Annotated in this window: 9 protein-coding genes; 6 read left to right on the top strand and 3 right to left on the bottom strand. The window is 69.8% G+C overall.

Annotated features, from left to right (window positions below; all coding sequences use genetic code 11):
• Positions 1-6 precede the first annotated feature (6 nt).
• Positions 7-1,314 carry an NYN domain-containing protein gene (locus tag ACIQZO_RS01800; RefSeq protein ID WP_403618481.1) on the bottom strand — a complete coding sequence of 436 codons (1,308 nt, stop codon included), beginning with the start codon at positions 1,312-1,314 and terminating at the stop codon, positions 7-9.
• Positions 1,315-1,535: 221 nt separating this feature from the next.
• On the opposite strand from ACIQZO_RS01800, the gene ACIQZO_RS01795 reads away from it, so the two are divergent.
• Entirely contained in the window at positions 1,536-1,697 is a 162-nt protein-coding gene (locus ACIQZO_RS01795; protein ID WP_403618478.1) for a hypothetical protein, read from the top strand.
• Positions 1,698-1,780: 83 nt separating this feature from the next.
• Here ACIQZO_RS01795 and dnaE read toward each other — a convergent pair whose 3' ends face one another.
• On the bottom strand, positions 1,781-5,323 hold the full coding sequence (gene dnaE, locus ACIQZO_RS01790; RefSeq protein WP_403618475.1) for a DNA polymerase III subunit alpha: 3,543 nt from the start codon (positions 5,321-5,323) through the stop codon (positions 1,781-1,783).
• Between the two features lie 172 nt (positions 5,324-5,495).
• Here dnaE and ACIQZO_RS01785 point away from each other — a divergent pair, with 172 nt between their 5' ends.
• The 5 genes from ACIQZO_RS01785 to ACIQZO_RS01765 all read left to right on the top strand — a co-directional run bounded on the left by ACIQZO_RS01785 (position 5,496) and on the right by ACIQZO_RS01765 (position 11,365).
• Positions 5,496-6,821 carry a DUF2252 domain-containing protein gene (locus ACIQZO_RS01785; RefSeq protein ID WP_403618472.1) on the top strand — a complete coding sequence of 442 codons (1,326 nt, stop codon included), beginning with the start codon at positions 5,496-5,498 and terminating at the stop codon, positions 6,819-6,821.
• Between the two features lie 38 nt (positions 6,822-6,859).
• Positions 6,860-7,549, top strand: a complete 690-nt coding sequence (locus tag ACIQZO_RS01780) for a hypothetical protein (RefSeq protein WP_403618469.1) — start codon at positions 6,860-6,862, stop codon at positions 7,547-7,549.
• Positions 7,550-7,597: 48 nt separating this feature from the next.
• Positions 7,598-8,392, top strand: a complete 795-nt coding sequence (locus ACIQZO_RS01775; protein WP_403618466.1) for a thioredoxin domain-containing protein — start codon at positions 7,598-7,600, stop codon at positions 8,390-8,392.
• A 125-nt stretch (positions 8,393-8,517) separates the two neighbouring features.
• Positions 8,518-10,179, top strand: a complete 1,662-nt coding sequence (locus tag ACIQZO_RS01770) for an alkaline phosphatase D family protein (protein ID WP_403618463.1) — start codon at positions 8,518-8,520, stop codon at positions 10,177-10,179.
• Between the two features lie 232 nt (positions 10,180-10,411).
• Complete coding sequence (locus ACIQZO_RS01765; protein WP_403619200.1) at positions 10,412-11,365, top strand: zinc metalloprotease; 954 nt, start codon at positions 10,412-10,414, stop codon at positions 11,363-11,365.
• Positions 11,366-11,425: 60 nt separating this feature from the next.
• Here the strand turns inward: ACIQZO_RS01765 and ACIQZO_RS01760 are convergent, their stop codons facing one another.
• Positions 11,426-11,995, bottom strand: a complete 570-nt coding sequence (locus tag ACIQZO_RS01760) for a dienelactone hydrolase family protein (RefSeq protein ID WP_403618460.1) — start codon at positions 11,993-11,995, stop codon at positions 11,426-11,428.
• Positions 11,996-12,009: the final 14 nt, after the last annotated feature.

The raw sequence follows: 12,009 nt of genomic DNA, 5'->3' as shown, positions 1-12,009 counted from the left end.
CCGGCCCTACTCGGCCGTCGGGGTCAGCGGGGCGCCGAGCTCGCCGGGGTCGGCTCCGGGTGCCGAGGCCGGTACGGCGGCCACGTGTTCGGCGGCGGCGCGGACGTCGATCTCCCGCCAGAACCCGGCGCGGATGGCGTACCGGTCGTGCTCGTCGATCTGGTCGTCCTTGTGCGCGAGCAGCCCGAACCGGGCGGCGTAGCGCAGCAGTTCGCCGTCGATCCGGTGCGGGATCCGCGGGTACATCGTGGCCAGCTTCTGCAGGTGCACGGTCTCCGGGAGCCGTTCCATCCAGCGCCGGGCGAACACCTGTCCCACCTCGAACGGGTCCCCGCCGACGGTGGTGATGTCCTCCTCCCGGTCCGCCCAGCGCTGTTCGGCGCTGGTGAGCTGGGCGAGGGTGGGCAGCGAGGCGGTCTCGGCGGGCTCGCCGAGCGGTCCGGCCCGGTCGATCCAGCCCTTGTCGGAGGACCAGCGCAGGGCGCTGGCGGGGGCGTGGGCGCTGCTCGGCCCGGCCTGCGGGCCGCTCTGCTGGCCGGGCGCGCGCAGGGCTCCGGCCAGGTCCTTGGGAGTGGGAACCGGCTTGCCCCCGGGGGCGGTGGGCGCCGGTACGGGGACCCCGCCCGGCTCCTGCTCCCGGGCGGCGGCGCTGCCGTTGCGGGCGGCCTCGGCGAGCGCGGCCTCGGGCAGCGGGGCCGAGAGGATGGCTGCGATGTCCGGGCGCGGCGCGGGCGGCGGGGAGCACAGTCCGGCGAGGTCCTTGGCGCGGACGGCCCGGGTGATCCAGGCCCGGTCCAGGACGCGGCGTTCGTCGGCCTCGGCGACGAGGTCCTCGGACTGGTTGTAGTCCCCGTCGGCGGCCTGGACGGCCCACAGGTGGACGGCGACCCCGTGCTCCTTGGCGGACATCAGGCCGGGCAGCAGGTCTCCGTCGCCGGTCACGAGGACCACGTCGGAGCAGGCGCGGTTGCGGGCGAGCTCGGTGAGCTCGGCGTGCATGGCTGCGTCGACGCCCTTCTGCGCCCAGCGGCCGTCGCTGCGGGTCAGGGCTCCCAGGCGGACGGTGACGCGGGGCATGACGCGCAGCCGCCGGTGCTCGGGCTGGGGCACCCGGTCGGGTGCGCCGTCGAACCAGTAGATGCGCAGCAGGGGCTGCTCGGTGTCCGCCTCGGCCCGCTCGCGCAGGCCCTGGATGAGGGCGGCATGGTCGATGGTGATCCGGGAACGGGAGGGCTCCCCGGCGAGAAGGCTGGCGGCGGCACCCAGCAGGTAGCCGGCGTCCACCAGGACGACGCAGCGGTCCACGCGTTCCACCCTCTTCCCTGGGGGTCCTCTGTAGCTTTCGGCGGGTTCCCCGAGTCTGCCCGACCCCAAGGGTGTTGAAGGCCGGAACTCGATCATCGGCGTGGCGGATCTCACTCCGAGCAGGGCGAGAGGCATCGGCTACGCGCAGTAATGATCCAAAATGCGCGGTTTCTGGCCCTGTGTGAGTGTGAAGGCGGTCCTGGCCCCTAGACCCTCACGGAGGTTCCACCATGGCCAAGAACAAGAATCAGAAGCAGCCCGCCAAGCAGCAGCCCCGGTCGGCACAGGATCCGACCAAGGGCACGTCGGAGACCGAGTCGATGCCCTCCTCGGCCCCGAGCCCGATGGACATGGCGCACAAGCGCAAGGAGAAGAAGTTCGGCCACAACTGACGGCCGTACTCGCATGCGGAAGGGCCCGCCCGGTGTCATCGGGCGGGCCCTTCCGCATGTACCGCCGAGGTCGCGCCCGATCGCTATCCGGCCAGGCAGGACGGTCCGAGCAGCACCTTGAGGTCGCCGAAGAGGGCGGGGTCGGGCTTGACCCGGTGCTTGTCGAGGCGCAGCACGGTGGTGGTGCGGGGCCCCTGGAGCTTGATGCGGACCTCGCTGTTGCCCTGGTGGTGGCGCAGGATCTCGCCCAGCCGGGTCACCATCGGCGGTGTGACCTTGACCGTGGGGATGGTGAGCACCACGGGGGCGTTGGTGCCGGCCGAGGAGAGGTCGGGGACCATCATCTCCATGGCGACCAGGCGGGGGATGTCCTCGCGCTTGTCGAGCCGGCCCTTGACGAAGACCACGGTGTCCTCGACGAGCTGGGTGGAGACGAGCTGGTAGGTCGCCGGGAAGAACATGCATTCGATGGAGCCGGCCAGGTCCTCGACGGTGGCGATGGCCCAGGCGTTGCCCTGCTTGGTCATCTTGCGCTGGAGGCCCGAGATGATGCCGCCGATGGTGACGACCGCGCCGTCGGAGTGCTCGCCGCCGGTCAGCTGGGAGATACCGGCGTCCGTCTTGTCGGAGAGCACGTGCTCCAGGCCGAAGAGCGGGTGGTCGGAGACGTAGAGGCCGAGCATCTCGCGCTCCTGGGCGAGCAGGTAGGACTTCTCCCACTCGATGTCGGAGAACTCCACGTCGAGACCGAAGCCGGGCTCGTCGCTCGCGTTCTCGTCACCCATTCCGCCGAAGAGGTCGAACTGTCCCTCGGCCTCCTTGCGCTTGACCGCGACCACGTTGTCGATCATCGGTTCGTGGTGCGCGACCAGGCCCTTGCGGGTGTGGCCCATCTCGTCGTAGGCGCCGGCCTTGATCAGCGACTCGACGGTCCGCTTGTTGCAGACCACGGCCTCGACCTTGTCCAGGAAGTCGGGGAAGGAGGAGAACTTCCCCTTCGCCTTCCTGGTCCTGATGATCGACTCCACGACGTTCGTACCGACGTTGCGCACCGCGGTGAGGCCGAAGAGGATCACGTCGTCGCCCTGGGCCGCGAAGTTCGGCTCGGACTCGTTCACGTTCGGCGGCAGGACCTTGATGCCCATGCGCCGGCACTCGTTCAAGTAGATCGCGGACTTGTCCTTGTCGTCCTTGACCGAGGTGAGCAGGCCGGCCATGTACTCGGCCGGGAAGTTCGCCTTGAGGTAGGCGGTCCAGTAGGAGACCAGGCCGTACGCGGCCGAGTGGGCCTTGTTGAAGGCGTAGCCGGCGAAGGGGACCAGGACGTCCCACAGCGCCTTGATCGCCTGGTCGCTGAAGCCCTTCTCCTTGGCGCCCGCCTCGAAGATGACGAAGTTCTTCGCCAGCTCCTCGGGCTTCTTCTTGCCCATCACGCGGCGCAGGATGTCGGCCTCGCCGAGCGAGTACCCGGCGATGATCTGGGCGGCCTTCTGTACCTGCTCCTGGTAGACGATCAGGCCGTAGGTGACCGCGAGCACCTCTTCGAGCGGTCCCTCCAGCTCCGGGTGGATCGGGGTGATCTCCTGCTGCTTGTTCTTGCGCAGTGCGTAGTTCGTGTGCGAGTTCATGCCCATCGGGCCCGGCCGGTACAGGGCCGAGACGGCGGAGATGTCCTCGAAGTTGTCGGGCTTCATCAGGCGCAGCAGGGAGCGCATGGGCCCGCCGTCGAACTGGAAGACGCCGAGGGTGTCACCGCGGCCGAGCAGTTCGAAGGTCTTGGGGTCGTCGAGCGGCAGGCCCAGGAGATCGATGTCGATCCCCTTGTTGGCCTTCACCATCTTGACGGCGTCGTCCATGATCGTGAGGTTGCGCAGGCCGAGGAAGTCCATCTTCAGCAGGCCGAGCGACTCGCAGCTCGGGTAGTCCCACTGGGTGATGGTGACGCCGTCGGAGTGGCGGACCCAGACCGGCACGTGGTCGGTGATGGTCTCGCTGGACATGATCACGCCGGCGGCGTGCACGCCCATCTGGCGGACCAGGCCCTCCACGCCGCGGGCGGTGTCGATGACCTTCTTCACGTCCGGCTCGTTCTCGTACATCCCCCGGATCTCGCCGGCCTCGCCGTAGCGGGGGTGCGTCGGGTCGAGGATGCCGGAGAGCGGGATGCCCTTGCCGAGGACGTCGGCGGGCATGGCCTTGGTGAGGCGGTCGCCCATCGCGTACGGGTAGCCCAGCACGCGGGCCGAGTCCTTGATCGCGTTCTTGGCCTTGATGGTGCCGTAGGTGCCGATCATGGCGACCTTGTCGGCGCCGTACTTGTCGGTAACGTACCGGATGACCTCGACGCGCCTGCGCTCGTCGAAGTCGATGTCGACATCGGGCATGGAGACGCGCTCGGGGTTCAGGAAGCGCTCGAAGATCAGGCCGTGGGTGATCGGGTCGAGGTCGGTGATGCCCATGGCGTAGGCGACGATCGAGCCGGCCGCGGAGCCTCGGCCCGGACCCACCGCGATGCCCTGGTTCTTGGCCCACATGATGAAGTCGGCGACCACGAGGAAGTAGCCGGGGAAGCCCATCGAGATGATCGTGTCCATCTCGTACTCGGCCTGCTGCATCCGGTCCTGCGGAATGCCTCCGGGGTAGCGGCGGTCCATGCCGCGCATGGTCTCCTCCCGGAACCAGGTGACCTCGGTGTAGCCGTCCGGGATGTCGAACTTCGGCATCAGGTTCCGGAACTGGAACATGCCCTCGGTCTCGACCTGCTCCGCGACCAGCCGGGTGTTGGCGCAGCCCTCCTGCCAGGCGTCCGAGGAGTCGATGGCGTACATCTCCTCCGCGGACTTCAGGTAGTAGCCGGTGCCGTCGAAGCGGAAGCGGTCCGGATCCGAGAGGTTCTTGCCGGTCTGGATGCAGAGCAGGGCGTCGTGGGCGACGGACTCGCTCGCGTAGGTGTAGTGGGAGTCGTTCGTCACCAGCGGCGGGATGCCGAGCTTCTTGCCGATCTCCAGGAGCCCGTCGCGGACCCGGCGCTCGATCTCGATGCCGTGGTCCATCAGCTCCAGGAAGTAGCGCCCCTCGCCGAAGATGTCCTTGTAGTCGGAGGCGGCCTGCACGGCCTCGTCGAACTGGCCGAGGCGCAGCCTGGTCTGCACCTCGCCGGACGGGCAGCCGGTGGAGGCGATCAGGCCCTCGGACCACTTGGAGATGGTCTCCTTGTCCATCCGCGGCCACTTCGTGAGCCAGCCCTCGGCGTACGCGTCGGAGGACAGCCGGAAGATGTTGTGCAGGCCGGTGGCGTTCGACGCCCAGATGGTCTTGTGGGTGTAACCACCGGAACCGGAGACGTCGTCCCGCTTCTGGTGCGGCTGGCCCCACTGGATGCGCCGCTTGTTGCGCCGGGACTCGGGGGCGACGTACGCCTCGATGCCGATGATCGGCGTGATGCCGGCCTTCTGCGCGGTGTGGAAGAAGTCGTACGCGCCGTGCAGGTTGCCGTGGTCGGACATGGCGATGTGCGTCATGCCCATCTCGTTGCACGCGTTGAACATGTCCTTCAGCCGCGCGGCACCGTCCAGCAGCGAGTACTGGGTGTGGACGTGCAGGTGCGTGAACGGCGGCTTTGTCACGGCGCGGGTCCTCCGGGGGGCGAGGTGAGGGGGCAGCTTCGAATCCTACGTCGGCCGGGTGACAGATCACGGGCACTGCGGGGTACGGTCGGGCGTTGCAGAACCAGGAGGGCCGATCCGGCGTCCAGTCGGTCGGAACCTGAAACAGCACGTGCACCAGGAGGCACCCGCCATGGCGGTCCCCGAGACGACCGACGAGCAGCGCGCCGAGCAGATCCTCGACGTGTTCGACACCGCGTTCGGTGAGTTGCTCGCCGCCGACCCCGCTGCGTTCCAGGTCAAATTCCGCAAGATGGCGGCCTCGGCCTTCGCCTTCTACCGGGGCACGGCCAGCCTCTTCTACTCCGACCTGGAGCGGGACCGGCACGGCGGCCCGTACCTGGACGAGCGGACGGGCCGGGTGTGGATCCACGGCGACCTGCACGCCGAGAACTTCGGCACGTACATGGACTCCAACGGCCGGCTGATCTTCAACGTCAACGACTTCGACGAGGCCTACGTCGGCCCCTTCACCTGGGACCTGAAGCGGTTCGCGGCCTCGGTCGCCCTGATCGGCTACACCAAGGCGCTCAGCGACGACCAGATAAGCGAGCTGGTGCGGATCTACGCCGGCGCGTACCGGGAGCGCATCCACCGGCTGGCGGCCGGGGCGAAGCATGAGGAGGTGCCCTCCTTCACGCTGGACACCGCCGATGGCCCCCTGCTGGCCGCGCTGCGCTCGGCCCGCTCCCGGACCCGCTTCTCCCTGCTGGACTCCATGACGGAGATCCGCGACTACGAGCGCCGCTTCACGGCCGGCGGGGGCTCGATCGAGCTGGACGCCGCCACCCGCTACAAGGTGCTGGCCGCCTTCGACGGGTACCTGGAGACCCTCCCCGACGAGTCCCTCGTACGGCCGGACTCCTACCGGGTCAAGGACGTGGTGGGACGCCGGGGCGTCGGGATCGGCTCGGCCGGCCTGCCCTCCTACAACATCCTGCTGGAGGGGCACAGCGACGCCCTGGAGAACGACGTCGTGATCTACCTCAAGCAGGCGCAGACCCCGGCGGCCTCCCGGCACATCACGGACCGGGCGGTGCGCGAGTACTTCCAGCACGAGGGGCACCGCACGGTCATCTCCCAGCGCGCCCTGCAGGCGCACGCCGACCCGTGGCTGGGCTGGACCGAGCTGGACGGGGCCGGGCAGCTGGTGGCGGAGGTCTCCCCGTACGCGGTGGACCTGGACTGGTCGGACCTGGACGACCCGGAGGAGATCGCGGCCGTGGTCGCGGACCTCGGCCGGGCGACCGCGACCATGCACGGGGCCGCCGACGCGGACGAGAGCGGGCAGACGCTGGTCCCGTTCTCCACCGAGCGGGCCATCGACGCGGCGATCGCGGCCGACGAGGAGGGCTTCGCCGAGCTGCTCGTGGACTTCGCGCACGCGTACGGGGCCCGGGCGCGCGCGGACCACCAGATCTTCGTGGACCTCTTCCGTAACGGGCGTCTCACTCCCTGAACGCCTGTTCCACAGGAACGCATGGCAGACTCGCGACGATGGACGTTTCCGGGACCGGACTCAGAGGGCTGCGGGCCGCGCTGTTCAGCGTGCTCGTCGTGCTGCTCTCGTCCGGCTCGCACGTCCTGATGTCCCAGGTCCCGCTGCCGCCCGCGCTGGTGATCGGGGCCTTCGCGGGTGTGTTCGCGATCGCCTACGCGCTCGCCGGCCGCGAACGCGGATTCGCCCCCATCGCCGGGCTGCTCGTACCGCTGGAGCTGGCCGCCGACACCGTCTTCACCGCCGGGCAGCACCTCTGCTACGGCCCGGCCGGGGGCCCCGTCGCGGGCCCGCTGCGCGCCATGGGCCTGGACGCCCTGTGCGGCGGCACGCCCGTCGGCGGGCCGCTGAGCGAGGTGGCCGGGCCGGTCGGCGCGGCCGCGCTGCTGTCCTCGCCCGGCCCGTACACGCCCTGGCTGCTGCTCGGCGCCCATGTCTCGGTCGGACTGCTGGCCGCGGCCTGGCTGCGCCACGGCGAGCGGGCGCTGGGCCGGCTGCTGCGGGCGGTGGCCGCCTTCGCGTTCCGGCCGCTGCTGCTGGCCGTGGCTTCGGTGGCGGTGGCCTGCGCGCCCGCCCGAGCCCTGCTGGGGTCGGCCGGCCCGGGCACCGGGGCGCGTACGCGGTTCCCCGCACACTCCGTGGGACGGCGGGGACCTCCCGTACCGCTCGGCGCGCTCGCCCGCGCCTGACGCACGTACGGCAGTCCCTTTCGCATGTCACACCCCACGGAGATCATCATGAGTTCACGCAACAGCCACGCGAACAAGGCAGCGGCCCGCGAGCGGCTGCGCGCCGAGCGCGAGGCCCAGGCCAAGAAGGACAAAATGCGCCGCCAGGTGATCGTGGCGGGCGGCGTCGTGGTCGCGCTCGGCCTGATCGGCGCCGTCGCCTACGGGGTCGTGCAGTCCAACCAGCCCGACTACTGGGAGAAGGCCGCCAAGGCCGAGCTGGTCAAGCCGAAGAACACCACGGGCGAGGACGGCACCACGGTCGTCGTCGGCAAGGCCGACGCGAAGAAGACCCTGGAGCTGTACGAGGACTCGCGCTGCCCGGCCTGCGCCTCCTTCGAGCAGGCGGCCGGATCGCAGGTCAAGAAGGACGTGGACGAGGGCAAGTACAAGCTCCAGTACTTCGGCGCCACCTTCATCGACAACGCCGTCAAGGGCGAGGGTTCGAAGAACGCGCTGAGCGCCCTGGGCGCGGCGCTGAACGTCAGCCCGGAGGCCTTCCTGGAGTACAAGGGAGCGCTCTACTCCAAGGAGCTGCACCCCGAGGAGACCGTCGACAGCTTCGCCAAGGACGACTACCTGCTGAAGGTCGCGGACACGGTCCCGGCGCTCAAGGGCAACGCCGAGTTCAAGAAGGCCGTCGAGGACGGTACCTACGACCGGTGGGCGCTGGAGATGTCGAAGGCCTTCGACAAGTCCGGGACGAAGGGCACTCCGACCCTGAAGATGGACGGCAAGAAGATCGAGACTCCGCAGACGGCGGAGCAGTTCACGGCGGCGATCGACAAGGCCCTGCAGGGCTGATCCCGGCCATTTCAGGACAGGCCGGACAGACCGCTTCAACGGGCGGGCGGACTCACAGAGTTCGCCCGCCCGTTGCATTCCGACACCTGTTCCCAGGGGTGTACCCGTGGGTAATGTGATGGTCCGTGACCAGTCAACTCCCCATCTCCCTGACCACGGCAAAGCCCGCTCGCCGTACGGTCGTTCTCGCCGCGGCGGCCACGGCCGCGCTGGCGCCCCTCACCTCGCTGGCCGCCTCGGCCGCCCATGCCGCGGGCACCGCGCCCGCCTTCCTGCACGGCGTCGCCTCGGGCGACCCGCTGCCCGACGGGGTCCTGCTGTGGACCCGCGTCACCCCGACCCCCGAGGCGGTGCCCGGTTCCGGGCTCGGCCCGGCCACCCAGGTGGGCTGGGAGGTGGCCTCCGACAAGGCCTTCTCCCGCGTGGTGGCCTCCGGCGCCGTCACCGCGGGCGCCGCGAGCGACCACACGGTCAAGGTGGACGTGCGCGGGCTCCAGCCGCAGACCCCGTACTGGTACCGGTTCACCGCCGGCGGCTCCACCTCCCCCGTCGGGCGCACCCTGACCACCCCGGCCCACGAGGCGACGACGGCGGGGGTCCGCTTCGGCGTGGTCTCCTGCGCCAACTGGGAGGCCGGCTACTTCTCCGCCTACCGCCACCTGGCCGCCCGTACGGATCTGCACGCGATCCTGCACCTGGGCGACTACATCTACGAGTACCAGTCCGGGGGGTACCCGGAGGCGAAGTACGTCGTGCGCCAGCACGAGCCGAAGCACGAGATCGTCTCGCTCGCCGACTACCGCACCCGCCACGGCAAGTACCGGACGGACGCCGACCTCCAGGCCCTGCACCACGCCCACCCGGTCATCGCCATATGGGACGACCACGAGTTCGCCAACGACACCTGGGCCGGCGGCGCCGAGAACCACACCCCGGGGGCGGAGGGCGAGTGGGCGGCCCGCGCGGCCGCCGCCAAGCAGGCGTACTTCGAGTGGATGCCCGTACGCGCGTCCATCGCGGGGACCTGCTACCGCAGGCTGCGCTTCGGCACCCTGGCCGACCTGCACCTGCTGGACCTGCGCTCCTTCCGGTCGCAGCAGGCCAAGGTGGGCAGCGGCTCGGTGGACGACCCGGAGCGCACCATCACCGGGCGCGCCCAGCTGGACTGGCTCAAGGCGGGCCTCGCGGGCTCGCCCGCGACGTGGAAGCTCGTCGGCACCTCGGTGATGATCTCGCCGGTCGCCTTCGGTTCGCTGCCCGCGCACCTGCTGAAGCCGCTGGCCAAGCTGCTCGGCCTGCCCGAGGGCGGCATCGCGATCAATGTGGACCAGTGGGACGGGTACACGGACGACCGCAAGGAGCTGCTGGGCCACCTCAAGGACCGGGGCGTCAAGAACACGGTGTTCCTGACCGGCGACATCCACATGGCCTGGGCGAACGAGGTCCCGGTGAACATGGCCACGTACCCGGGCTCGGGGACGGCGGCGACCGAGTTCGTCGTCACGTCGGTGACCTCCGACAACCTCGACGACATCCTGCACGTCCTGCCGGACACCCTCTCCCTGGTCGCCGAGACCGCCGTCAAGGCCGCCAACTGGCACGTGAAGTGGCTCGACATGGACTCGCACGGCTACGGCGTGCTGGACGTGACGGCGGAGCGCTCGCAGATGGACTACTACGTCGTCTCCGACAAGCGGCAGCAGGGCGCCACATCGGCATGGACCCGGTCGTACCGGACGCTGAACGGGACCCAGAAGGTGGAGCGGGTCCACCAGCCCGTTCGCTGATCCACCGTCAATTCTCCTGCCGCATGGGGCGTCCGGTACATACCGGGCGCCCCATGCGCATCAGAAGCAACAAATCTTTTACGTAAGCCACTTGACCTGAATATGTCATGCACACATAAACTTCCCGCCAGCTGAAGAAGATCCTTCAGGCCACCACCCCCCGCAACCCCCCACGCGAGGAGCACACGTGCGCGCATTTGCCCGCATATCCCCCCTTCTCCGCCGCCGCCTCATGGGCACGGCGGTCCTGGCCGGAACCTTGGCCTTCACCCCGCTCGCTGCCCCCACCACACTCGCGGCCGCCAAGTCCCCCGCCGAGGTCTGCGCCGACCAGCCCGCCGCCTCCGGCGCCGCGAACGCCCGCGTCGCCCGTGCCCACGACGAGCACGCGGACGAGCCCAACGCGATCAGCGACACGCAGGCGAAGGCCATGGACGCCGACCTCAGGGCGAAGCTCGACAAGGCGCTCAAGAACCAGCCGCAGCGCAGCCTCACCGCCGCCGAGGCCGTCGTGAACATCCCCGTGTACTTCCACGTCGTGCACTCCGGCACCACCGGCAAGCTGACGGCCACCGATGTCAGCAGGCAGCTCGCGGTCCTCAACGCGGCCTACGGCGGCCAGGGCACCGGCAACGTCAACACGAACTTCCAGTTCACCCTGACGGCCACCGACTACACGGACAACGCGTCCTGGTACAACCTGGCTTCCGGCTCCCAGGCCGAGAAGGACATGAAGAACACCCTGCGCAAGGGCGGCCCCGGCGCGCTCAACTTCTACACCGCCAAGCTCTCCGGCGGCCTGCTGGGCTGGGCGACCTTCCCGACCTCCTACGCCTCCAGCCCCAAGATGGACGGCGTGGTCGTGCTCGACAGCTCGCTGCCGGGCGGCTCCGCGGCCAACTACAACGAGGGTGACACCGCCACCCACGAGGTCGGCCACTGGCTGGGGCTCTACCACACCTTCCAGGGCGGCTGTAACGGCAACGGCGACTACGTCTCCGACACCCCGGCCGAGAAGAGCGCCGCGTACGAGTGCCCGACCGGGCGCGACAGTTGCGCGAGCAAGCCCGGCGTGGACCCGATCCGCAACTTCATGGACTACACGTACGACTCCTGCATGTACCAGTTCACCGCCGGCCAGGTCGCTCGCATGTCGAGCAGCTGGACCGCCTACCGGGCGGGCTGACCCCCTGCGGCAAAAGCCCGGTCCGGCATCCGCCGGGCCGGGCCCTCCGCATTCCCGCGCCTACAGACTGTCGAGGAAGCCGATGGAGACCTTCCAGAGCCGCTCGGCGGCCTCGGCGTCGTAGTCGTCCAGCTCCGGGTCGGTGAACAGGTGCCCGGCACCCGGGTAGCTGTGGACCTCCACGTCGGCCCCCGCCCGCTGCATCCTCAGGTACCAGGCGGTCAGCCAGTCGTGCGGCTCGAAGGGATCCGGGTCCGCGATGTGCAGCTGCACGGGCAGTTCGTCGACCGAGGCGCCGTCCTCCAGGTCCGCCGTCCCGTGCAGGAGCAGCAGCCCGCGCGCCTTCTCGTCGGCCAGCGCCAGGTGCTGGGCGACGGAACCGCCGAAGGAGAAGCCCGCGTAGACCAGTCCCTGGTCCGAGTGGGGGGCGGAGGCCAGCACCGCGCGCTTCAGCAGCTCGTCACGGCCGATCTCGTCCCGGTGGGCCATGCCCTCCTCGACGGTCCCGAAAGTGCGTCCCTCGAAGAGATCCGGCACCTGGACCTGGTGCCCGGCCGCGCGCAGCCGGTCGGCCGCCGCGTGCACCGCGGGCCGCAGCCCGTACGTCGAATGGAAAAGCATGATGTTCATGCCTCCATCGTGCC

Source organism: Streptomyces sp. NPDC097617 (genome assembly GCF_044761485.1).
Classification (GTDB): Bacteria; Actinomycetota; Actinomycetes; order Streptomycetales; family Streptomycetaceae; genus Streptomyces.
This window is presented reverse-complemented; position numbering and strand designations above follow the sequence as displayed.

What these genes read in the sequence shown, in the direction of transcription:
- ACIQZO_RS01795 (WP_403618478.1), top strand. Translation starts at nt 1,536, where the DNA reads ATGGCCAAGAACAAGAATCAGAAGCAGCCCGCCAAGCAGCAGCCCCGG.
- ACIQZO_RS01785 (WP_403618472.1), top strand. Translation starts at nt 5,496, where the DNA reads ATGGCGGTCCCCGAGACGACCGACGAGCAGCGCGCCGAGCAGATCCTC.
- ACIQZO_RS01780 (WP_403618469.1), top strand. Translation starts at nt 6,860, where the DNA reads ATGGACGTTTCCGGGACCGGACTCAGAGGGCTGCGGGCCGCGCTGTTC.
- ACIQZO_RS01775 (WP_403618466.1), top strand. Translation starts at nt 7,598, where the DNA reads ATGAGTTCACGCAACAGCCACGCGAACAAGGCAGCGGCCCGCGAGCGG.
- ACIQZO_RS01765 (WP_403619200.1), top strand. Translation starts at nt 10,412, where the DNA reads ATGGGCACGGCGGTCCTGGCCGGAACCTTGGCCTTCACCCCGCTCGCT.
- ACIQZO_RS01760 (WP_403618460.1), bottom strand. Translation starts at nt 11,995, where the DNA reads ATGAACATCATGCTTTTCCATTCGACGTACGGGCTGCGGCCCGCGGTG.